The organism is Mesorhizobium sp. WSM1497 (genome assembly GCF_001672455.2).
GTDB classification, from domain to species: Bacteria; Pseudomonadota; Alphaproteobacteria; order Rhizobiales; family Rhizobiaceae; genus Mesorhizobium; species Mesorhizobium ciceri.
Genome location: NZ_CP021071.1, coordinates 280,295 through 303,475, shown reverse-complemented (window position 1 = coordinate 303,475; position 23,181 = coordinate 280,295). Strand labels below are relative to the sequence as shown.

The following is a 23,181-nucleotide window of genomic DNA, read 5'->3' as shown; positions in this document are numbered from 1 at the left end:
GGAGGAATATACCTCAGCGCTTTTTGTGCACCGAGACCGGAAATTTGAGCGTCTGGCCATCCCGTGCGGCAAAAGCGCCGGCAAACCTGTCTTTGGCCAGTCTGTCCATCCCGTCCAGCTCATCGTCGGTGCGTGACGGGTCGTGGTGAAACAGCGCAAGTTCGCGCGCACCGGCAGCTTCACAGAGCTTGACGCCCTGTTGCCACGTCGAGTGCCCGTTACCGCGGTAGCGCTCCATCTCCTCCTCGGTGTAGGTGCAATCGTAGATGACGAGGTCGGCATCTTCGATCAGCTGAAGCACCGCCTGGTCGAGTTCGCCCGGCTCGTGCTCGGTGTCCGTGATCACCGCTACGACGCGGCCGCCCCATTCGACCCGGTAGCCTATGCAGCCACCCGGATGGGCAAGACTACCGGTTCGCACCACCACCCCTTCGCGCGGGCGAAGCACGTCGCCGGATGCGAAATCGCGGCAGTCGAGGCTCGCCCTGCAGACACCGAGTGTCACCGGAAACCATGGCGGCCGAATGAATTCATCGACCATCTGCCGCGTCGTCATGCGTCCAGCGAGATGCCCGGACCAAAGCGTAACTTTGATGCCCCGTTCATACATAGGCTTGAAAGCCGGCAGCCCGATGATGTGATCGTAGTGGCAATGGGTGAAAAACAGATCGAAATCGGTCACGCCCGACGCCCGAAGCGCCTTGCCGGCCGGCCGCAGGCCGGAGCCCGCGTCGAACAGAAGCGTATGCTCGCCGCACCGCATCTCGATGCAGATCGTGTTGCCTCCATAGCGAGCGAATTCTGGCCCCGACACCGCGATGCTGCCGCGGACCCCCCAAAATCTGACCAGGAAAAAGTCGTCGTCCATGACGCTCTAGGCGGTTCGTGCGTCGATCAGGTCCGCGGTCGTACTGCTTAGCCGATCGGCAAGTACCCGCAATATCTCGATGGTCATCTCCGGAAACTCCTTCAGAAGCCTCAGGAAATGGTCCTTGCGAATTCTCAAGGCTTCCAACTGGCTTGCTGCCCTGACGGTGGCCGTGCGGGAGCTGTTGCACAATATGGCGATCTCGCCAACGATCGAATTTGGCATCAATTCGGCGACTTTTATCGACCCGTTGTCGGAATCGACCAGAATATCCGCCCTGCCTGAAAGGATGACATAGGCGGCGTCCGCCTCGTCGCCCTGCCGGAAAAGGATCTCGCCGGCATTGTAATTCACGCGATCGGATGTGAACGCGAGCAGCTTGAGCTTCGCCGGCTCGATGCCAGAGAACAAGGGAACGCGTTGCAGCATTCCAACTTCATCCTTGAGCAGCATTGTCGCAAACCTTCCCACAATTCGCGTCTGTCAGACTATGACAGAAGTTCCTTGAAGATACCGTTTCCTGCCAAAAGTGTCTCATGTGTTCCATCTTCCACCAATTGCCCCGCATCGAAGACGATAACGCGCTCGAACATCGTCGCCATTGCCGGATTTGTCACCACCCACACAATGGCCGGCGAATGATCGTCGCGTCTGGCTTCCTCGAGTACGTTTCGCAGCACCTTCTCCTGCACGCGCTGTTCGAGCGCTGACAGCGGCCGGTTGAGAATGAGAAAATCGGGACGCTTGAGCAAGGCCCGGGCAACATCGAGCTTCTGTCGCTGTCCGCCGGTCAGCCGCCTGCCGCCGGCGCCGACATTGAAATCGAGACCGACATCCAGAAGCTCGGCATAAAGCCCCAGTTCGTCGAGAATGTCATAGACGATGGAGCGTATGCGGTCCGGCGCGTCGGGATGATTGTTGCCCACACGCCCGAACAGGACATTATCCATGACGGTGGCCGCGGCAATGTATTTGTCTGGATCGTACCGTTCGATCGCGTTCTGTAGCTCGGCCGGCAGGTTTTCATAGAACCGGCTGCGTGCAGCGACTATCTTGCTCATCAGCTCGTCGGTCAGCAGGCCGAAGCGATGCCGGGGCTCGATATAGGCAAAGCTTAACGTGACCATCATGGCGCGGTCGTTCTCAGAAACCGCATCGTATGGACGATTCTTGAGCCGTTGCAGCAAGGTTTCGTAGGCGGGTATCTCCTCGGCGCTCATGAAGGCGAGCTGCTGGAAGAACTGGTGTTCGGGCGGCAGGTCGGCAAACAGCTCGATCGCCTGTTCGGCGATCTCCATGCCCATTTCGTATAGTGTGCGGTCGAGGCCGGCTTGCTTCAGCACAGAAGCAAAATAGGGATTGGCTGCCAGTGCCTTGTGAGCCAGGTCGGGGCCGGCGGCGGCGCCGAAGAGCAGGTTCTGGCCGATCGTCGCCTCCTTGTTGTAGGCGCCCGGTTCGAAAGGAACCACCAGCGCGCTCAGCCCTTCTTCCTCCAGCCGGGTTCGCAGCGCCGCACGCAGTTCGACGATCCGCCCGGCAAGCTTCGTGTGGCGCGTGAGATCGGCCGAAGAGCGCAAGCCAAGATCCAGAATGTCGCGCGACAGAAGAACCGCGTCGAGCACCCGGCGCACGGCTTCGAAGAGGTCGTGCGGGCCGGTGGCGCCAGCGGAAGCATAGTTGATCCAGTCGCTGCGGATATCGAGATCCGGATTGCCCGACCGGCGCGCCTCGTCGACGTTCCAACGCTGCTGCTCCGCCGCGGCGCCATCATAAGTCACCGCTGTCAGCGGCGCATGCTTCAACCCGTAGAGCAGATTATCGCGCAGGCTTGCCTGGAACAGGAAAACATCCGACGAGGCGTAGGACATGCGCCGGCCGGTCAAGGCTTCGGGGAGTTCAAGCAGGTCGTCGCTGCCCGAAGCGACCCTTCCGCTGTCCGGCCAGTTCAGCCGCGCGAAGGCTTCCGCAAGCGCCTCCGCTCCACCTGTTGCGGTGCTGACCAGCGCCACCGTCTCACCCGGCTTGACCTCAAGCGAGATGCGATTGAGGAGCATTGCGCCGCCATCGTCGGCTATGGACAGGCTGATCGCCGACAGCGGGTTGGTCATCGGACCGGGATCGTCGATCGTCAATGCTCCGATGCTCGGCGCGATGATGTCCTCGACAGTGAATTGTTCAACGACCTGCTGATATTTGACCTGGACATCCTGCCGATCCTGATCCCAGTCGATCAGTTCCTTCATCGGGCCAGGCAGGTCCTTGTAGGCGCCTATCACGGCCACGAGCTGGCCGACATCCAGCCGCCCCCGGATGACCAGATACCCACCGATCATGTAGAACAGAAAGGGCGTGAGCTGCGCTAGAAAATTGTTGAGGAACTTTACCATGAATTTCCATTGGTAAAGATCGAAGCGGATCTTGAAGATGAGCCCGAGCCGGGCAGCTATGTCGGCGCGCTCATAGTTGGATGTATCGTGGACGTGAACCGCGCCGATGCCGTCGACGATTTCGCCAACGCGGCCCGACAGTGCGCGCGCCGTCAACTGCCGTTGGCGCCCGAGCACGAGCAGCCGTCGCCGCATGCGGGGGATGAGCACGATCTGGATCGCCACGATCACGACCGCTATCATTCCGAGCCAGACGTTCTGGACCATGATGAACAGCATGGCCGTCAGCGCCTGGCCGCCGAGCAGCACCGGCTGCAGGAAGGCATCGCCGATGAAGCCGCCCAGCGGCTCCACCTCGTCCTTCACCATGGTCGCCACTTCGGCTGATTTCACCCGCTTGAAGTAAACCGGCGGAAACCGCAGCACACGATCGACCAGATCGAAGCGGATACGCCGCAGCATGCGTTCGCCAAGGCGGCCCTTGTAGGTGTTGATGTAGAGCTTGAACAGGCCGTTGATGACGACCAGCAGGAGGAACACGATGCTGAGCGCAAGCAGCGTCGCCGTGCGGTCGAGCTGAAAGCCGGAGAAGAACTGGACCTCGCCAATGAACGGCAGGTTAAAGTGCAGCCTCATGAAGGGCAGGGTCGCGCCCGGTTGCTCGAACCCCTTGCCCTGGATCGGGCCGTTGACGATCAGCTTCGGCAGATCGAACGACATGAAATACGGGATCATCGACAGCACGACGATCATCAATATCCAGAGCTGCTGCTTCTTAGTGTGCGTCCAGATATAGCGGGCTAGGCTGGGTTCCATATGCGACTGTCAGTTTGAAGGATGCAGGATGGAAAGACACCTGCTGGCAAATGAGGTGTCGGCAATGGCTTCGCCGCCAACGACGAGCTCGAAGCGGCAGCTGCGAGCCTGGCGGATGGACGCCGACGGTGGTCCGGACAGATGCAATCGGCCTCCTCCGCGACCCGGCAATGGCGAAACGGCTTGCGGCGCAGTCGCGTCCGCAAGTCGAACAGCCTTGCGTGAGGCAAGATTGCGTTGTGTCACCCGAAATCCCAACATAGAAGACGAATATGATAGATGTCACGCGACCACGCAATGCCGGCATGGGCAATGCCAGCCTGGAAGGGCACGAGCAAGCCCTAGACCTCACGCGGGGAATTGCCGCCTATGTCAACCACCCTCTCGTGGCCGGGCTGGCGCGCGTCATCGCCAAGCATCCGGGTGCCGATATCGCCAACGCCTTCAACCACAAGCAGGTCGCCTGCAAGATGTGGGCGCTCGACAGGCTGTTCGAAAGCTGCGGCGGCCGGTTCGGGTGCATATGGGTTCTGGGTGGATGGTACGGCGTATTGCCGGCAATGCTTTTCAACGACGCCCGCTTCGACATCGCGGCGGTCAACAGCATCGACATCGATCCCGAAGTCGGCGCCGTCGCTCGGACCCTCAACCGGGACGCCGGCGACCGGTTCCGGGCGCTGACGGCAGATATGTACGCACTCGACTATGCCGCCGGGCAGCCTGACCTGGTGGTCAATACGAGCTGCGAACACATAGCCAATCTCAGCGCCTGGCTTGCGCTGCTTCCGCGGGGTACGAACGTGCTGCTGCAATCGAACGACTATTTCAGCGAGCCGACGCACATCAACTGCGTGGCGTCACTTGCAGCCTTTGAAGAAATGGCTGCGCTGCGAGAGATCAGGTTCTCCGGTGAACTGCCGACAAAAAATTATAAACGCTTCATGCTGATCGGCGCTGTTTGAAGCGCGATGCGCGAATCCAACCCGGGCGCGATCGGGTCCACCTCTCTGTTGGAGCATGATCTTTTCCGAAACCGGATTCCACTTTTCGGGATCATGCTCTAGGATTTCAGCGACCAGGTCCGATACCGCTCGCGCAGGATTTGCGCCGCTCGCCGCGCGCCTTCCAGATCGAGACGATGCGCGGCTGGCGGCGGTCCCGCAAGCGCCTGTTTGATCGCTTGCGCCAGACCTTCCGGCGTCAGCTCCTGTTCCGTCAGCACCGTTGCAAGATCGAGCTCTTCGAGCATCTGGGCGCGACGCGTCTGCTCGGTTTCCCCGCCGGCTGCAAAGGGAACGAGCAAGGAGCGACACCCCGCACGCAGGACATCGCAGACCGTGTTATATCCCGCCTGCGAGACCGACAGGCGGGCGCCGGTCAGCAGGCTGGCGAAATCCTCGCGGAACCGGAAGACTGACAGGCCCGGCGTGGCATCGCGGGCGATCGCGTCAAACTCGTCCTTCGGCAGGTTTGGGCCGGTGATCAAACACCATTTCAAAGCGCTCTTGGCATTTTGCGCAGCGGCGATGGTGGATCTGACAAGGCTCTTTCCGGCAGCCCCGCCGCCAACCGACACCACAACATCGAAGCGCTCGGAGGCCGCGGGCGCTGGCGGCGCGGCAACGAGCCCTGTGTAGCTGACCTCGGCCCTGATCGCCCCAGCCAGTGGAAACGTCTTGTCGATGGTCGCGAAAGCCGGATCGCCATGGACCAGAACAAGGTCGAAATGCCTGTTGACGAGGTCGACCATTTCCTCGTTTCGGCCCGGCTTGACGCGCTCCTGAAGGATATCGCGGACGGACGTCGCCAAAAGCGGCCTGGGCGATGTCGCGTCGATGGCCTCGATCAGCGGCAAGAGTTCGAAACGCATCTGCCGGCGTCCAAAGGGAAACGCCTCGATAATGACGATGTCGGGCCCGCAATCCCTGAAAGCCTGCAGCAGCATCTCTGAACGGCGTTTCTTGAAATCATCGTCGATGGGTTCGCCCTGCAGGTCGACAAGCCCGGAAAATGCTTCGTCACCGGAGGTGACAGGCGGCAGGGTTACAGATTCTACACCCGGTCCGGGAAATCCGGCGATCGGCGCTCCACCGGTCACGACGGTTACGTCAAAGCCGTCATCGACGAGAGCCGCCGCAATGCGACTGGCGCGCGCGAGATGGCCGATGCCGAGCAGGTGCTGGACATAGAGGAAGGCACGCAGCTGATTCAATCGACGGCCCGCCATTCCCGCTCGAACAGCTCCTTGAGCTGTCCAATGCTCGCCATATAATCGAAATTGGCGCGCACGTGCCGCTCTGCGGCCTCGCCCAGGCGGGCGCGCAGCACGGGATCCCGGATCAGGCGCTCCAGCGCCTGTGCCAGGGCGATTGGGCTATCTGTCGGTACCAGCAGCCCGGTTTCATCGGGCGATATAAGCTCCGGCACACCAGAAACATCGGTGGACACGCAGGCAAGCCGCTGGCTAGCTGCCTCCACAAGAACATTTGGCAAACCGTCCCGGTCGCCATTTGCCGTGATCCTGCAGGCAAGGGCGAAGATGTCGGCGCAGCGGTAGTGCTCTAGCACCTCCTCCTGCGCAAGCGCACCTTTCCAGGCGACGCGATCATCCAGTCCGAGCTTTTGCGCCAGCACCTTGAGCCGTTCCAGTTGCTCGCCCTCGCCGATATGCTCGAAACGCCAGGCCAAATCGCCAGGCAAGAGGGCAAGGGCCTCCAGCAAGGTATCGTAACCTTTCTTTTCGACGGCGCGCCCGACACTCAGGACGACCACCGCTCCGCCCCGTTCCGAGCCGTCATACTGTTTTCGCGCGGCGCCAAGATTTCCGAAGCGATGAAGGTCGAGCCCATGATAGCTCAGATGCACAGACGAGTTGCCGTTGGCGAGTTTTTTCAGACGATCGAAGCCGGTTTTCGTGCAGGTGACTGTCCAGCGGGCCGAGGAAAGTTTTCTAGCTAAATCCCAGTCCGGCGAGGTCCAGATATCCTTGGCATGGGCTGAGCAGCTCCAGGGTAGGCGACGAAGCTGGCTGGCGTAGCGCGTCACCGATGCCGGGGTGTGCACGAAATGCGCATGCAACCATCCTGCTTCTTCAGGCCATTCCGCCGCCAGCACGAGCGCTTGCCCGAAGCGGCGTGCGCGATTGCGAGAAAAGTCGCGGGAAATATCGGCGGCGAGCGATCCGAGCGCGCGCCAGAAACTCGGCCGCGGTAAATAGGCAAGCAGCGAGCGAAGCACGCGTCGCGGCTCGTCATGCAGGTATTCCGGCAGGTAGTGGACGGGCGCTTTGATCTCGTCATGCACAGGGTGTCGTTTTGCGTCGGTGGGCCGCCTGAGTGCGACGAGTATCAAATCGAACCCCGCGCGTTCCAGACCGAGCAGTTCCTGCGCAATAAAAGTTTCCGACAGCCGCGGATAACCCTTCAGGACCACGACGATCTTGCGACGCTGCAAGTCAGTTGATTCCTTCAACGACCGAAAGGTGGTGGCCGGCCCGCCGGTCGAGCAATTCCGCGACAATCTCGGAAATATGAGGCAGCCCTTCCAGCGTCAGATGCGGATTACTTTGTGAGGGGCGGGACCGGTCCGGCAGCGACACCAGTGCATCTGCGAATCGCACGGAGTCCTTGGCTTCTTCCGGCAAAAGCAGCTCGATGAGGCCGAGTTCGGCTGCGCGCCGAGCGCGAATTAGTTGTTCCTGGCGTGGCTCGATGCGCGGCACGATCAGGGCCGGCTTGTCGAAAGATAATATCTCGCAATAGGTGTTGTAACCGCCCATGGCCACGACCGCCTTGGCGCCGGCAATCAGGTCTTCCATGCGGTTGTCGAATTCGATCATCTTAATGAAGGGGATCTTGGCCCCCTTTTTGAGCAGCTTGTTGCGCTTGCGGGCCGGCATGTAAGGCCCAAGCACGATCAGCGCCCTGTGCTGCAGTTGCGGATCCTCCTGATAGGCATCGATGACGTCGTGGATCAATTCGGCACCGTCGCCGCCGCCACCGGTGGTAACCAGGATATAGTCGCCCTCGGGCCGGTGGCCGGGCAACTCGTTCCGCTGCAGGCTCCGTTGCAGGAAACCGAGAAAACTCATCTTTGCCCTGACAGCCGGGGGCACATCCAGGCCGGTCAGCGGATCGTAGAAGTCCGGCGGGCCGTAGACCCAGACCTTGTCGTAGAACAGGGCTATCTTGCGCATCACATCCCTGCGCGCCCACTCTGCTTCGAGCAGGTGCGGCGCATCCATCACCTCGCGCAGGCCAAGCACCAGCGTTGTTCCACGCGTCTTGAGGTAGGACAGAGTATCCTCAATCTCACCGCGCAGGCCGAGCGGTTCCTTGTCGACGATGAAGATATCCGGCCGGAAGGTCTCGGCTGTGTGTCGGATGATCGACTGGCGCATTCTCAGCGTCTCATGCAGATCGATATCCTTTTCCAGCGAGGTGTATTCGCCGTTGCGCAACTTGATGACGCTGGGGATCTTCACGAAATCGACACGGGCGCGGTAGTCGAAGGCGCCAGCGATCGTCGCACCCGAAATGATAAGCACCTGAAGTCCGCGGAAATCCTCGACCAGCGAATGCGCGATAGTCCGGCAGCGCTGCAAGTGGCCAAGCCCGAACGTGTCGTGGCTATACATGAGAATTCGAGCGTTTTCTGCGTGCTGGGTCATTGTTGAACGTCTCTTAGAATTCTCGCCTTAAGGACCGTGAGCGACGCGCCGGCTTCGAAACCACCGTGGCTTTGAGAAATGAGGCGCCATTTTCAATATATTTTACTTCGGTGGAATGCCTGCCAGACAGGCATTCCGATCGTTTGAGTCGGAAACTTGATGGATTGGCGAATATCGCCTTGTGGGGGGCCGAGACTCCTGATCTCGTTTGGGAGGGATCGAAGGGGAATGTGGTATCCAAAAGATCGGCAGAAATCATCCCTCTTGATTCCAAAAAGTTTCGGTGTCTCCGAAAACCATTGGGTCGGAGCGGTGCGGGTGAGTTGCGCTTTCGGGCCCGTGTACCCAATCGTCCCACGGTTCACTGTTGTTGTGGAACTCATTTCGTGCGCCGTTGTCCTCGGTCTTGAGGGACCAAAGGTGCTGCCCAACAATCTGTTGATGGGCCGTCTGATTGTGGTTCACCGACCAGAACTGAGTCATCTGTCGCGCAAGCTAGCCGGAATTTCAGCAAGAATCGAGTGGATGTCAGCGCGGGCAACGCACCGCCCCGCAGGCGGGTGTGCAAGACCAGTTGCTTGTCGATCGTAATGGCCTCTAGTTATCTCGCAACGTTCGACATGACCAGCCCACCGCCGTGCTCCACACATGGGGCTCGGCAATGACGCACCATCCCCATGTCCACATGATCGTGCCGGGCGGTGGCATTGCCCTCGACGGGACCCGCTGGGTCTCCTCGCGCCCGGCCTTCCTCCTTCCGGTGCGCGTGCTCGGCAAGCTGTTCCGCCGCCTGTTCCTCGCCCGGCTGATCGCACTGCACGATGCCGGACGGCTCACTTTCTTCGGATCGATGGCGCACCTCGCCGAGCGAGGGGCCTTCCTACGCCACCTGGCTCCCGTCAAGAAGAAGCGCTGGGTGGTCTACGCCAAGCCGCCCTTCGCTGGTCCCGAGGCGGTGCTCGCCTATCTGTCGCGCTACACGCACCGGGTCGCCATCTCGAACCGCCGCCTGATCGCCTTCGAAGAGGCTGGCGTCACCTTCCGCTACAAGGATTATCGCCGCGACGGCACCGACCGGCAGCAGGTCATGACGCTCGCCACAGACGAGTTCATTCGCCGCTTCCTGCTCCATGTCCTCCCGCGCGGCTTCCATCGCATCCGCCACTATGGCTTGCTTGCAGGCGGCTCTCGCAAGGACTGCCTCCCCGCTCGCCCGCCAACTGCTGGCGGTCGCGCCTGCCGTCACGAATGATCCTCCGGCGGAACCGGACGACTTCCGCCCGCCGTGCCCATGCTGCGGCGGGCGTATGATCGTCATCGAGGTGTTCGAACGGTGCAGCCAGCCGCGCGGACCGCCGGGCGCACGGACGACGAACCGGGAGACCACCCCATGACCCGGCACGGCCCGTCTGGCCACACGACCGCGCTACGCCGGCGCAGGTCAACGAAAACGCATGTGCGCGTCGCTGCAGCGCCAGTCTCTCGGCACCCAAACCACACCGTCCTCATCGCGACAGGCTACCCGACCAAGCCGGAAGGCTACTTCCTCGACACCCTGACAGCACCGCGCGGACGTTCGCGACAGGCGCTGGCACACCTCGAAATACAAATCCTCACGGCCCGCTGACCGCGGGTTCCTGCATGAGAGGCTTTCGTACGCCTGACGGCACCCGAAACCCTTCAGCATGTCAGTCATTGGCAAGGCGCCGTCCATTTACCAAAAGTGGACATCGCTAACGTACGGGCCACAGGTAAGCTGTGAGCCCGACATTCGTGCCGAACGACTTGGATCGATCCTGCCGCGGACCATCGACTAATGGCTTGGAGCTATCTTCCCTTGGCTCGGCAGTAGTGCCAGACTGGATGGAGGGAGCACAACATGAGGGAGACCCGCAAAATAGCAGCGATCCTGGTCTCGGATGTGGTCGGCTACAGTCGGCTAGCCGGCGCGGATGAAGATCGCATCTTGGCACGGCTGCGGGCGCTGCGCAGCGATCTCATCGATCCCACCATCGCTGTTCACCGTGGTCGCGTCGTCAAGCGCACAGGCGACGGGAGCCTAGTCGAGTTCAGCAGCGTGGTGGAAGCGGTGCGCTGCGCGATCGAAGTGCAGAACGCCATGCTTGAGCGCAATGCCGGGGTGCCGGATGATCGCCGCATCGAGTTCCGGATCGGCATTCACCTGGGCGACGTCGTGCAAGAAGGCGATGGCGACCTGATGGGCGATGGCGTCAATATTGCCGCGCGCCTAGAAGGCATCTGTGAACCTGGCCATATCTGTCTTTCCGAGCAGGCCTATTGGCAGGTTAAGTCAAGGCTCGATATCGCGATCAACGATTGCGGTCATGTTCAACTCAAGAACATCACCGATCCGGTCCGGGTCTATTCGCTACAGGTCGGCGTTCTCTCCAAGGCAAAGCCCGCGGCACCAACTGCCCCTCTTGTTTTAGAGAAGCTTTCGCAGCCGCTCGCACCGCCCGACGAGCCTTCGATTGCTGTGCTGCCCTTCATCAACATGAGTGGCGATTCCGAACAGGAATTTTTCACCGACGGGCTGACGGAGGACATCATCACCGATCTGTCGAATGTGTCCGGCCTCTTCGTCATCGCCCGCAACTCCACGTTTGCCTATAAGGGCAAACCCACCGACGTCCGTCAGATCGCTCGCGATCTGGGCGTCAAATATGTTCTTGAGGGCAGCGCCCGACGATCCAACAAGCGGTTGCGCGTCAATGTGCAGCTTATCAATGCGGCAGAAGGCGGCAATCACGTGTGGGCCGAACGCTTCGATCGCGAAATCGCCGACATCTTCGACCTTCAGGACGAGGTCACGCGACGCGTTGTAGAAGCAATTTCTGGCAAGCTTGGTGAAAAGAAACTTGTTACCCGTTCCCGACCGTCAAATCTCGAAGCCTATGATCTCTGTGTTAGGTCGCGAGGCAAGTGCAACAATTCCAGATCGGACAACAGTGAGGCGTGTGCTGACCTGGAACGTGCCGTTCAGATCGATCCAAACTACTGCGAGGGGCACAGCAATCTTGCCATCTCACTGCTATTTGGCTGGATCGTCTGGGGAGAGCCACAGGAACCCGGCCGCGCAAACGCTCTGATGCACGCGCGCCGGGCCGTGGAAATCGATCCCGACGATTCCCACGCTCGCAGGATCCTTGGCTGCGTTCAGCTTTATGAGCGCAACTGGGATGAAGCAAAATCCCAATTCGATGCTGCCATTCGGCTTAATCCCAACAATGCAGATGCGGTTGCATGGATGGGTGAGCTGCAAATCTACTTAGGCGATCCGCAAGCGGCGCTGATTGCTTGTGGCGCGGCGCTCCGTATAAATCCTCACCCACCCGGGTGGTATTTCTGGATCGTGGGAATTGCGCAGATTTCCGCCGGTTACTACGAAGAAGCTGTTGTGACCTTGAGCCGGGAAGATACGTACGGGACGGGTTCGAGGGAGCACCTGGTTCCCGCGCTTGCCCTTGCCGGTCGCGTTCCCGAGGCACGGGAGGAAGCCCGTCTCTACCTTGCGGGTAATCCAAATTGGAGGATCGGTGAGACGGCGGCGAACTCGCCCTTTAGGGATATGAGCACTGCACAGCTCTTTGTTAGGGGCTGGCGTCTGGCGGGCTTGCCAGATTAGCGCGTTGGCAGGAAGACTGGAAGGTTGCTGGGCCGCCGGGCGCCAAACAGCCAAGCAACACCGTCGCGCTCGACTGCCAGGCGCTCGCCGCTCCCTCTGAGGCACGGCCTCACTTTCAAAGGCGGTTACGGCATGTCCTCGCTGTTGGTGCCATGCATGTTGGAACCATGCATGAAGGACTGGATTTCGTCCCGATCGATCTTGCCGTCACCATTCTCATCGATGCTACTGAACATCCTAGCGACGGCGCCTTGAACCTCGCCCTTGGACAGCGATCCGTCGCCATCCGTATCCAGCAGGCCAAACATCAATCGCATGCCGGCATGGCGCATCATTTGATGGCCTCGGTGTCCAGTCATTCTGTGTCCTCTGCCCCAGTCACCATAATTCCGCCAACGGTCGCCATGGCGGCTAGCCTCATCGTGGTGGTCAGCATCCTCGTCGCGGCTGCCCTGGTCGTCGTAGCTACCTTCTTCATCGCGGTAACCTTCGTCAGAACCGCGATCCTGCTGCATCCTCTCGCGGACCGCTTGCTCAACCATCTGGCGGATCATTTCGCGTGTTGGTCCATCCCCATGTCCGTCCGCATCCGGCAACTGCCTGGCGCGCGGCTGTTCGGTCGCTGGAGGGGGTGCAGGCGTCGAAGGTGCCGGTGTTTCGCTTGTCTGGGCAAGGGCGGGGAAGGTCAGGGCTATGAAAGTTACGGCCGCAGCCGTCGTGCCGTGTGGAAATCTCATGGCATGCTCCATCCATTGGTCGTGTTTGCCTGGAAGGCCAAACTGGAGCGCGATCTGATTGTTCCCTGAGGGGATCAGGCTACGCTGTCTACCAGCCCAGGTCGATCGAAGCGGGCTGTAATCGCCTCTGAGAGCGATGGGGTTACAAGCAGATGATCCATACGCAGGCCGGAGCTTCGGTCGTTGCCTCCGCGATAAGTGAAAATTCCAGTAGGTGTAGATGCCCTTGCCCGGATGGATCCTACGGATCGCGTCCACCCAGCCCAAGCTCAGCATGCGGGCGTACGCTTTTCTGCTCTCCGGGAAGAACACGGCATCGCCCAGCCAGCGCCCAGGTACGACGGCGTCTATGTCGGTGGGAACGACATTGTAGTCACCACACAGGATGGTCCGCTCCCCCAGCAGCGATCTGCTGTAGGTCGCCAGGAAGGCCACGCCGGCGTTCGACCGGATCCCTGCCACGCCCCAGTATAGCTACACTTTGTAGGATTTCTGGCCGTGCCAGACGGCGCCATAGCCGGCATCCCGGATGGCTTCGGCCAGAAATTTATCGTCGGAGTTTTTCAGTTCCTGAAGGCAGACTACATCACAGCGTGTCGGGCCCAGCCACTTCAGTAGAACAGGCAGGCGGCCGTTGACACCATTGACATTGAAGGTCGCGATCCGGGTTACTCCTTCCTCGCTGTTTGGCTTCTCCCACGCTTACAACGCCAGGCGTGGTGGTGGGGGGTAACATATTCTGGAACCAATCGAAGGATGGAGCCGCCGCAAACTCCTCGGAGTGCCGCTTTGCCGCCGGCGACTTGGATCACCAGTACGGCGCGAAGCAATAACGCTCGCCACGCCGGAACGCCTTCTGCACTAGTCCGGCATTGCTACTCGGGAAGTCCAGCCAGCCGAAGGCTCTCGGCGATGAAGTCGCGGTCCTCCAGCTTTCGAAATGGGTCGATCTCGACATACCGGCCGATGGTCATCTCAGGCATTTCCGAGAGGAGCTTCTCAATTCAGCCTTTGCCTCACCCAGGTGACCAAGGCGTGCATGGCACATCGCTACTAGTCCTCCGGAATGGACTTCGCCTACAGTCACACATACCATCGCCGCAGCTGGTTGCAGGAGGTCTACACAGGTGGCCGAAGAACGCGTGCTTCGCCGACTGGCCGCCATCCTCGTTGCGGATGTAGTCGGATATTCGCGTCTAATGGAGGCCGATGAGGTAGGCACGCTTGCCACGCTTAAAGAGCGTCGGACCTTGATCCTGCAGCCTACAGTGCGCGAGCACGGCGGCCGCATCGTCAAATTTTTGGGTGACGGCGTGCTGATGGAGTTCGCCAGCGCGGTAAACGCGGTGACCGCGGCGATCGAGCTGCAACGAAAGATGATAGGAGCGAACGCGGACTTGCCAGATCGGCGCCGCATTGTGCTCCGCATAGGTATCAATCTTGGCGATGTCATCGGCGAAGGTGCCGACATCTATGGGGAGGGCGTCAACATCGCCGCGCGCCTCGAGACGCTGGCGGAGCCCGGCGGCATATGCCTTTCCGGCAAGGTTCACGACGAGGTACGAGGCAAGGTCGACGCCGCCTTCGAGGACGCGGGCGAACGACAGCTCAAGAATATCAGCACGCCGGTCCGCGTCTATCATTGCGGACCTAGCGTCGTGCCGATGACACCCCAGACGATCTCACCCGTTTCCAATAAGCCGTCGATAGCCATCCTGCCGCTGGACAACCTCAGCGGCGATCCCGGCCAGAAATACCTGTCAGATGGCATCACCGAGGACATCATTACCGAGCTGTCCCGGTTCAAGAACCTTTCCGTAGCCGCTCGTCATGCCTCCTTTCAGCTTGGCGGCAAAGGCGTTAACCCCGTGCTGGCTGCGCGCGATCTCGGTGTGAACTTTGTTGTCGAAGGTAGCGTGCGGAAAGCGGGCGAACGGATACGCATAACCGTACAGTTGATCGACGCCGGCACTGGCAACCACGTCTGGGCTGAACGATTTGACCGCGAAACACACAACATTTTCGCGGTGCAGGATGAGGTCGTCTCGGCGATAGTTGCGACGCTCGAAGGGCACATGATGAGCACCGCCGTAGCGCAACTGCGCAAGAAGCCAACGTCGAGCTGGACCGCCTACGACTTCTTCATGCAAGGTAGAGAAGTCGCCCGCCGGGCCAGCGACAGGGAAGCTGCACCCTTCTTCGCTGGTGCAATTTCCATCGATCCGGGATTTGCCCAGGCTCATGCCTGGCTCGCAATCGGGCACCTCGGCAACTACTGGGCCGATGCCGATCCATCGACTCTGGAAGAGGCCCGCCTTGCCGCGCAAAGGGCCTTGGAACTGGACAGCAACGATGCAGCCGTTCAGCAGGCCAACGCGATGGTCGCGCTCTGGCTGGGACAGCACGAACGTGCGAGCATGCACTTCAACCGCGCCGTCGATCTCAATCCCGCTGACGCGGAGATACGCTCCGACCGGGCGGAAGGGATGCGATTTGCCGGCCAGCCAGAACAGGCGTTGATCGAGATCGACGATGCGCTGCAGAGGAGCAAATTTCCACCGAATTGGTTCTGGTGGATTCGCGGTGGAATCTTGATCGACCTGGAGAGATACGACGAAGCGATCGCCGCCCTCGGCAATATCGCACAGAAAGAATACGGCGCCTGGCTTCAGCTTGCTGCCGCTCACGCCCAACTTGGCCATGCATCCGAGGCTGCCCAGGCCTTGGCGATGGGACGGAAACTCAAGCCGAACCTCTCTTTGCGAGATGTCGTCGCGATGAGCCCGTATGCGCACAGGGAAGCGGGCGATCCGCTGTTCAACGGATTGCGGAAGGCCGGTCTAGCGGCGTGAAGCGGGCCACCGCTGTTTGAACGGCTGTCTTAGCGCCCCCCATTTGCCCAGCTTACCCCCTGTAAGGATTAGGGTGCCGAGCCGCGACGCCTGTTGATCCGGGCATCCGTGCCAGGCCGGATCGGTTTCCGGGGAGCCTCGGGGGAGCGGCAGCTCCTTTTCAGCGACCATGGCCTTCCCTGGGAGGGGTCAGGTGACTGCCTTGCCATTAATCCGGAGCGCCATGGGGGCGCGGCCCATTCATCGCGTGCATCGCGACAAACGGTCCGGTCCGATCAGTCCGATCATTTTCTATTTCTAAGCGCGAACGAAACAGCCGACTAACGACGATGTATTGGGCAGGGGTAGTAAGGAAGAGAATAGGGATTATGTTGGACCGACCGGACCGGACCGCGCTCCTGCCTGGGCAGCCGGAGCCGTTTCTCAGAAGCTGGTACCGAAAATCTGACGATACGATAGGCTGATTTCAAAGACGACATCTGCGGACGCTCGCGCCGACCTAGGCCGTAAACTCATAAACTGTGGACCAGCGACGCAGGCGATGGCAGGTGGTGTTTGATTGTGAGGCTTTGGAAGGTAGGATACCCTGATGCTCTCACTTGAAGACCACCGATGGGGCGAACTGCAGCACGCATACGGCCGCGCCGTGAAGTTCCAGGTCTGCTGCGGGAATTGCGCTCAGCCACCAGTCCTAAGAATGGCTATCAGGAAGAGCCGTGGTATAGCCTCTGGTCGAGTCTTGTCCATCAAGGTGACGTTTATACAGCCTCTTATGCAGCTGTTCCGCACATCGTGGAAATCGCAGCTGAGACGCGAACGCCCATCGACTCTTCATTCTTCCAGCTACCTGCAGCTATTGAAGTTGCCCGGAGAACAGGGCGCGGACCTGAGATCTCCACCGAATGCGCCGACGACTATCACCGCGCTTTGGCGAGCCTTGGAGAGGTCGTAAGTCTCCATCGAAATGATGCTTGGGATCAATCGATGCTTTTGTCGGCGATGGCTGCTCAGGCCGTTGCTAAAGGTCATGTCGATGTCGCGGAGGCCATGCTGAATTTGGACAGCGATCTGATCGCCAAAATCAACAGGCTTGAGTTCAATTAGACTTTCCTTCGACCGCTCAAGCTGATTCATCGTTGGCATGAGCCGATACGACCTGACCGACTTCGAGTGGCGCGCAATCCAGCCTCACCTTCCCAACAAGCCACGTGGTGTGCCACGCGTGGACGATCGGCGCGTGCTCAATGGCATCTTCTGGGTGTTGCGCTCCGGAGCGCGCTGGGCCGACTTGCCCGGCCGCTACGGCCCGCCAACGACAATCTACAACCGCTTCAACCGATGGCGCAAAGCTGGCGTTTGGGACCGCCTCATGGACGTGATCACCAAAGCCTATGACGGCAAGGTGCAAATGATAGATACCTCAATCGTCCTCGTCCATCAGCATGGCGCGACAGCAAAAAGGGGGATCGCGATCACTGTCTCGGTCGTTCCAGAGGAGCGGCATTGTTGGCGATATCCATCCTCAAGCGCGATCCGAGCGTCACAACGATGGTCCGGACAACTTCGTCTTGGACGACGAAGATACCTTCAAATTCGCGAGCATAGCGTTCGGCCCAGAGTTCCTGACCAGTAGTGCTATGGATAAGTTGTGCCGCCACGCGGACGCGTTTGCCGATACGCCTCACGCCACCGGCAACGATATATTCGACATTCAGTGCCTTTGCGATTTCCTGAGTACCGAGGTCCTTCCCCTTGAATGAGAAAGATGAATTTCGGGCAATCACGAACAGGTTTCGGAAGCGCGAGAGCTCAGTCAGAATGTCTTCCGCAATGCCTTCGGCGAAGTAATCCTGTTCCGGATCTCCTCCCACGTTGGAGAAGGGCAGCACGGCCACGCTACCTTTGGTCCGCGTTCCCGAACCGTGCGTCATGGCGGCAGTCTTGGGCAACACAGCGTCCAAAACGACGTTGTACACACGTATCGGCCGTTGGATGTTCTTGAGGCTGTGCTTGCCGGTATCCTCGAAAACCAGTTCGAGCTTGTTGGCGATTTTTTCCCGGACGGTAGCGGATCGACACGCCGCCGGGCTTGGCGATAGCCTCGATCCGCGCGGCGATGTTCACGCCGTCACCGAAAATGTCATCGCCCTCAACTATGACGTCGCCAAGATTGATGCCGATGCGGAACTGAATTGGGACGCCAGCGATGAGATTGCGCTGGCCCATTGCGCGCTGGATCGCCGCCGCGCATTCCACAGCGCTCACCACACTTGGAAATTCGGCTAGCGCTCCGTCGCCCATCATCTTTACGATTCGGCCGTGACGCGCGGTGAGAGCGGGATTGAAGGTTTCCTGCCAAACCTGTCGCAGCGCCGCAACGGTACCTGCCCCGTCGATTCCCATCATGCTGGAGTAACCAACAACGTCGGCTGCGAGGATGGCCGATAGCCGGCGCGTCGTCTGCTGTTCCGCCATACCGATCCCACAGTCGATGCGCTGAGGAGTGCTGTACACTACGAACTATTCTTCGTGTCGGGAAGTGCGGCACAAGCCCCTTCGTGCCGTCTGACTCGAAAAGACTCCATCCTACTCAAAAAGGGGCATGGACGGCGTGCGGCAAACGGCGGCCGCTCAACGCCTCGTCTGCCACAGCTGCCGTGGTGGCACCGCAGTAAGAGGCATCGACTGTCTCAGAGTGTAAGGTCACTGCTCGTCGATCCGAAGTCCCTTGCTGCTTCGTTGGTTTGCATATGGATTGCAATCCTTTCCCGCATGCCACAAAGTCCGCGACTATCCCGACCGCAGCTGTGTTAGGCTTGGGTATGGCAGGCAATTATCGAACTACGCAAGCTCGCGGCAATCCTGGTGGCGGACGTCGTCGGCTTCAGCCGTCTGACGGCTAGCGACGAGGATCGTACGCTGGCACGCATCCGCGCGCTGCGAAGTGATCTCGTCGATCCGAGCATCTCAGTTCATCGAGGCCGGGTGGTGAAGGGCACCGGCGATGGCGTGCTATGCGAGTTTCGGAGCGGCGTCGACGCGGTTCGCTGCGCTATGGATTTCCAGGCGGGGATGATCGAGCACAATTCCGGATTGCCGGCAGAACACCGAATCGAACTGCGCATAGGTATCCATATCGGAGATGTTGTCGAGGAGGCTGATGGCGACTTGATGGGAATAGCGTCAACATCGCTGCCCGTCTGGAGGGCATAGCGAAACCAGGACCCATAGGCCCGAAGATGCCTACCTTCAGGTGCGGAGCCGGACCCGCAAGCAGCGCTGAGAGCTTGCGCAGAGGCGCTGCGCTGCGCCGCTTCCTCCACGCTCAGCACGTCCGGCAGCTTGCGTGGATAGCGCATGATCACCAGCACACGTGCCAGATCCCGCCGCTTCAGCGTCACCAGGAACAGGAACCGCAACGCTGAGACCGCGCCGTTGATGGTCGCAGGCCCGACGCCGTTCTCATGCTGATACAACTGGAAGCCACGGATGTCCTCGGGCGTCGCAGTATTGGGAGAGCGTCGGAGGAAGGCTGCGAAGCGCCGGACGTGACGAACGTAGTCCTGCTGGGTATGGGACCCTAGGCCCCGCATGAGCATATCTTGCTGCATGCGCTGGCGAAGCGGCGTGATCGGTGCATCGGTCGACAGAGTATCCATGGCAAGTTCCTCTCGTTGAAGGACCTCCATGGTCGGATCGCAGCTTCTACCAGCTCAAGACCAATGCCTGTCGTACCATCTCAGAATGAGGCGCCCCTCCCGCGAAGCGGGTTCCTGCATGAGAGGCTTTCGTACGCCTGACGGCACCCGAAACCCTTCAGCATGTCAGTCATCGAAGTCATCCCGGCCGCCCACCAAAAGCGGTCACAGCTGGTGTTAACGCCACGGGGAGTTTGCGCTGTGAGCATTTCTCTCCATAATGATCCCAGCATCGGCTTTTTCCTGCCATGCCCACCGATCAAGTGTTTTGTGAACAGCATCGCACTTTGCTAGTATTGCCGTCACTGTGCGCGGCGAGGAAATCGCAGGATGTCGGAGAAGAGTCCGGTCGCGTTGCCGGCGGCGTCGGTGGCAACAGGTTTTCTGGGCGGCAACGGCAACAATACGTCCGAAGCCCGGCATGAGCGCCGGATCCTGACCGCGCTCTGCTACGACCTGGTCGGATCGACGGACCTTCTTGGCATCCTGGACATTGAAGAGTTCGAGGAACTGATATCAGCCTTCCAGCGGGCAGCGAGACAGGCGGTCACGTCGTGTTCGGGTGCCGTTGAGGTCGAGGTCGGCGATGGCGGCGTTGCTTTGTTTCCTGCCAAAATAGATGCCAAAGATGCGGCATCGCTGGCGATCCGGGCCGGGCTTGAAATCATCGACGCCTGCAGGCGCGTCGGTTCGGACCAAGGCCGCGCCGATTTGCATGTCCGGGTCGGAATCGCAACATCGATGACCCTGATCCAGAAGGGTGACGCAGACACGGGTCGTGACAATGTCACCGGCCCTGCCTTCGCGATGGCCACGCGGCTCCAGGCCATAGCGCAGCCGGATACGGTGGTGGTCTCGGACGCGACGCGTAACCTGGCGCGACGGTCACATGTGTTCAGCTTTAGGGGCACCCATGCGATCAAGGGATTTGCCGAGCCGGAGCTGGTCTGGCGCGCGCTGAGTCACAAGCGCGAGGTCGACCGCTTCTTCGCCTTTGGGCGGCTGAGCAGTCCGCTCGTCGATCGCGAGGCTGAGCTCGCCACGGTCGCCGAAGCATGGGACAGCGCCGTTGCAGGAAACGGCGGCGTGGTAGTGATCGAGGGCGAGGCCGGGATCGGCAAGTCGCGCATTCTTCACGAAGTGCGCCGGCGCACGCGTCACCAGCGCGCGAAACTGCTGCTTTTCCAGTGCACGCCCGGCGGCTTGCGCTCGGCGCTGCATCCGCTGCTACAGAACGTACGCGGCGATCTCGCCGGCAACGAAGGACAGCTGAGCGCTGCGGCTGTGGCCGAAGTATTCCGCGATAATGACGTCCGCGATCCCGAAACCATCGACATCTTCTCGTTCCTGCTCGGCGCTGCGGGAGCCAATCCGATGCTCAAGGAAATCGACGCCGAGGCGATGCGCGCGAAAGCCAATTGGGCGGTTCGCCGCTCGCTCGAAGCCCTATGCGCCAGCGGACCGATCGTCCTGGTGGTCGAGGACATCCATTGGATCGACCTGACGTCGAGACAATTGTTGGCTGAGCTTGCACAGTCGGCCCGTCACTTCCGGGCGCTTGTCATCGTGACCACGCGCCCTGAATCCGGGAGCTGGCTGGCAGCATCGAATCCAAGGCATATCTCGCTAAAGCCGCTCAACCGCGAGCAAACGCGGCTGGCGATCGCGGCCATGTTGCCGCAAGGCAAGCCGTCAACTTCCCCCGAATTGCTCGACGTGGTGGAACGCGTGACCGGAGGCGTCCCGCTGTTCATCGAAGAAATCTGCCAGTGGATGGCCGAGAACGCGGCCTCGGCAACGGATGTGCTGGCGCAGACCGCGACGCGCAGTCATGCCTCGGTGTTTGAAAGCGTGATCGAAGCCAGGCTCGAAACGCTGGGGCCGGCACACGAAGTCGCGCGTGCCGCGGCCGTCGCGGGCAATCGTTTCAATCAGGAATTGCTGCGGGCGCTGTTGCCGGAGCTCGACGACGAAATCATCGCAAATGCGCTGGATTCACTGAGCGAGGCCGGGTTCCTGATCCGCGTGCGGCCTTCCGTCGTTCCGGTCTATGGCGTGCGCCATGCGCTTATCCAAGAGACGATCTACAACGCAACGCTGCGCAAGAGACGGCAGGCCTTCCATCGCCGCCTGTTTGCCGCGGTGAGCCGCAACCGAAACCTGGCCGGGTGGCTGGGCACCGCCGAGGTCGCCGAGCACGCTGAGCGCGCAGGCCTTCTGGAGGACGCGATCGCTCAGTTCGTGATCGCAGGCACGGAAAGCTCGTCCCGCTCGGCAATGGCGGAAGCGAGGCAGATACTCGAGCATGCATTGGCGCTCTGCGAGCGCGTTGCGGCAGCCGACATGCGAGACGCGCTGCGGCTATCGGCCATGATCGTGCTCGGTCCCATCCTGACCGCTGTCGAAGGTCCGAACTCGGCGCCCGCCCGCCAATTGTACGAGGACGGCGTGGTGATGGCCCGGCGGCGGCCGGTAGCCGAGCGGGCCAAGTGGTTTCCGATCTACTGGGGCTGGTGGTTCACGGATACCGTGATGGACGGCGAGCGCGCGGAAGTCGTGCTCAGCGATCTCAGGGATGTGGAGGATGCCGAAGTGCAACTCCAGGCCAGGCATTGCGTGTGGGCAATTGACTTCAATCTTGGCCGCCACGACCGCTGCATCGCGGCCGTCGACGCCGGACTGTCGCTCTATGAGCACGGCCAGGGCAAAGCCAATGCTGCGTTGTTCGGCGGGCATGACGCGAGGGTCTGCGGACTCGCCCACCGCGCCTTGTCGCTTTGGTTCGTCGGAAAGCCGGCAAGCGCGATCCACTCGATGTCGGAAGCTAGGAGCTGGGCGCAGCAAACCGGACATGCCGGCAGCATCGCGCATGCCTATCTCAACGAGGCGATGCTGCATTGCTATCGCCGCGATTTTTCGAGGCTACGAAGCGTGATAACGGATCTGCGCCAACTGACGGAGCGCCATTATATGCCCGCTCTCGCCGCCGCAGCACAAATCTTCGAAGGCTGGTGCGACGGCAACGCCGGCCAGGTCGAGAGCGGCAGGGAGAAAATGCGGCAAGGCCTTGGCCTCCATGGTGAGTTCCAGACGCCTGAGGACGAACCGGTCTATTGCGGCATGCTGGCAGAGCTTTTGACACGAACTGCCGAGGTCGATGAGGCGCTCGCGCTGCTGGGCTCGGCTGTGGCGCAGGCCGAGGCCGGCGGCAGCCGCTTCTGGCTGGCAGAGCTCTACAGGCGAAGGGCGGAGCTACTTCTTCTCAAGGGCGATACGGAGGTGGACGTAATCGCTGCCCTCGAAAAGAGCATCGCCATAGCCGCGGAGCAAAGTGCCGTGCCTTTCCTCGTCAGTACATACGAGACCCTTCAATCATCAGGCCTGTCGCCTGAACTGTCGTCGCGCTATCGCGATCGGGTCGAATGTGCGAAATCCGCTCTCGAGCCGGGCGCCGCGCTGATCGTCAATCCCGAATCGGCCGTTCGGCACTAGCCCTGCAAGAGCATCC

Annotated in this window: 15 protein-coding genes and 4 pseudogenes; 8 read left to right on the top strand and 11 right to left on the bottom strand. The window is 60.7% G+C overall.

Features of this window, described 5'->3' with window-relative positions; translation table 11 throughout:
* Window positions 1-13 precede the first annotated feature (13 nt).
* Genes A9K65_RS33895 through A9K65_RS33885 form a run of 3 tightly spaced genes read right to left on the bottom strand, consistent with a single transcriptional unit; the run spans window position 14 to window position 4,071 of the window.
* Window positions 14-868 carry an MBL fold metallo-hydrolase gene (locus tag A9K65_RS33895; RefSeq protein ID WP_064994099.1) on the bottom strand — a complete coding sequence of 285 codons (855 nt, stop codon included), beginning with the start codon at window positions 866-868 and terminating at the stop codon, window positions 14-16.
* A gap of 6 nt (window positions 869-874) precedes the next feature.
* Window positions 875-1,321 (bottom strand): cyclic nucleotide-binding domain-containing protein, encoded by a 447-nt coding sequence (locus A9K65_RS33890; RefSeq protein WP_064994100.1) that lies wholly within the window; start codon window positions 1,319-1,321, stop codon window positions 875-877.
* A gap of 35 nt (window positions 1,322-1,356) precedes the next feature.
* Window positions 1,357-4,071 carry an ABC transporter ATP-binding protein gene (locus A9K65_RS33885; RefSeq protein ID WP_064994101.1) on the bottom strand — a complete coding sequence of 905 codons (2,715 nt, stop codon included), beginning with the start codon at window positions 4,069-4,071 and terminating at the stop codon, window positions 1,357-1,359.
* Window positions 4,072-4,376: 305 nt separating this feature from the next.
* Between A9K65_RS33885 and A9K65_RS33880 the strand changes: the two genes are divergently transcribed.
* Window positions 4,377-5,033, top strand: coding sequence for a class I SAM-dependent methyltransferase (locus tag A9K65_RS33880; RefSeq protein WP_245322216.1), 657 nt, complete (start codon window positions 4,377-4,379; stop codon window positions 5,031-5,033).
* 98 nt (window positions 5,034-5,131) lie between these two features.
* On the opposite strand, the gene A9K65_RS33875 is transcribed toward A9K65_RS33880, so the two are convergent.
* From A9K65_RS33875 to A9K65_RS33865, 3 genes are read right to left on the bottom strand one after another with little or no spacing between them, the layout of a single operon-like run.
* The gene (locus tag A9K65_RS33875; protein ID WP_086081410.1) at window positions 5,132-6,283 is read right to left on the bottom strand and encodes a glycosyltransferase family protein; all 1,152 of its coding nucleotides are present in this window, start codon (window positions 6,281-6,283) and stop codon (window positions 5,132-5,134) included.
* Complete coding sequence (locus A9K65_RS33870) at window positions 6,280-7,524, bottom strand: glycosyltransferase family 4 protein (RefSeq protein WP_064994104.1); 1,245 nt, start codon at window positions 7,522-7,524, stop codon at window positions 6,280-6,282. Before A9K65_RS33870 ends, A9K65_RS33875 begins: the two co-directional genes overlap by 4 nt.
* Before the next feature lies 1 nt (window position 7,525).
* On the bottom strand, window positions 7,526-8,740 hold the full coding sequence (locus tag A9K65_RS33865; RefSeq protein ID WP_064994105.1) for a glycosyltransferase family protein: 1,215 nt from the start codon (window positions 8,738-8,740) through the stop codon (window positions 7,526-7,528).
* Window positions 8,741-9,371: 631 nt separating this feature from the next.
* On the opposite strand from A9K65_RS33865, the pseudogene A9K65_RS33855 reads away from it, so the two are divergent.
* Window positions 9,372-10,134, top strand: a pseudogene (locus A9K65_RS33855) (transposase); the annotation flags it as partial.
* Window positions 10,135-10,619: 485 nt separating this feature from the next.
* On the top strand, window positions 10,620-12,386 hold the full coding sequence (locus tag A9K65_RS33850; protein ID WP_064994107.1) for an adenylate/guanylate cyclase domain-containing protein: 1,767 nt from the start codon (window positions 10,620-10,622) through the stop codon (window positions 12,384-12,386).
* 125 nt (window positions 12,387-12,511) lie between these two features.
* Here the strand turns inward: A9K65_RS33850 and A9K65_RS36395 are convergent, their stop codons facing one another.
* Both A9K65_RS36395 and A9K65_RS36390 read right to left on the bottom strand, forming a co-directional pair.
* On the bottom strand, window positions 12,512-13,558 hold the full coding sequence (locus A9K65_RS36395; RefSeq protein WP_245322214.1) for a hypothetical protein: 1,047 nt from the start codon (window positions 13,556-13,558) through the stop codon (window positions 12,512-12,514).
* Window positions 13,559-13,597: 39 nt separating this feature from the next.
* Window positions 13,598-13,729 carry a hypothetical protein gene (locus tag A9K65_RS36390; protein ID WP_245322251.1) on the bottom strand — a complete coding sequence of 44 codons (132 nt, stop codon included), beginning with the start codon at window positions 13,727-13,729 and terminating at the stop codon, window positions 13,598-13,600.
* Window positions 13,730-14,250: 521 nt separating this feature from the next.
* On the opposite strand from A9K65_RS36390, the gene A9K65_RS33835 reads away from it, so the two are divergent.
* From A9K65_RS33835 to A9K65_RS33825, 3 genes and pseudogenes are all read left to right on the top strand, one after another.
* Window positions 14,251-15,975: an adenylate/guanylate cyclase domain-containing protein gene (locus A9K65_RS33835; protein ID WP_064994108.1), complete on the top strand. Its 1,725-nt coding sequence runs from the start codon at window positions 14,251-14,253 to the stop codon at window positions 15,973-15,975.
* Window positions 15,976-16,587: 612 nt separating this feature from the next.
* Window positions 16,588-17,079 (top strand): hypothetical protein, encoded by a 492-nt coding sequence (locus A9K65_RS33830; RefSeq protein ID WP_245322212.1) that lies wholly within the window; start codon window positions 16,588-16,590, stop codon window positions 17,077-17,079.
* Window positions 17,080-17,116: 37 nt separating this feature from the next.
* Window positions 17,117-17,472: pseudogene (locus A9K65_RS33825) on the top strand (IS5 family transposase); the annotation flags it as partial.
* Here the strand turns inward: A9K65_RS33825 and A9K65_RS35815 are convergent.
* Complete coding sequence (locus A9K65_RS35815) at window positions 17,448-17,870, bottom strand: hypothetical protein (RefSeq protein ID WP_198327717.1); 423 nt, start codon at window positions 17,868-17,870, stop codon at window positions 17,448-17,450. The pseudogene A9K65_RS33825 and the gene A9K65_RS35815 sit on opposite strands and share 25 nt — an antisense overlap.
* 1 nt (window position 17,871) lies before the next feature.
* Window positions 17,872-18,450 carry an adenylate/guanylate cyclase domain-containing protein gene (locus A9K65_RS33820; protein ID WP_084015876.1) on the bottom strand — a complete coding sequence of 193 codons (579 nt, stop codon included), beginning with the start codon at window positions 18,448-18,450 and terminating at the stop codon, window positions 17,872-17,874.
* A gap of 357 nt (window positions 18,451-18,807) precedes the next feature.
* On the opposite strand from A9K65_RS33820, the pseudogene A9K65_RS33815 reads away from it, so the two are divergent.
* Window positions 18,808-19,240, top strand: a pseudogene (locus A9K65_RS33815) (adenylate/guanylate cyclase domain-containing protein); the annotation flags it as partial.
* Window positions 19,241-19,421: 181 nt separating this feature from the next.
* Here the strand turns inward: A9K65_RS33815 and A9K65_RS36720 are convergent.
* Window positions 19,422-19,568: pseudogene (locus A9K65_RS36720) on the bottom strand (phage integrase N-terminal SAM-like domain-containing protein); the annotation flags it as partial.
* 435 nt (window positions 19,569-20,003) lie between these two features.
* Between A9K65_RS36720 and A9K65_RS33805 the strand changes: the two are divergent.
* On the top strand, window positions 20,004-23,165 hold the full coding sequence (locus tag A9K65_RS33805; RefSeq protein WP_064994111.1) for an AAA family ATPase: 3,162 nt from the start codon (window positions 20,004-20,006) through the stop codon (window positions 23,163-23,165).
* The last annotated feature ends 16 nt before the right edge of the window (window positions 23,166-23,181 follow it).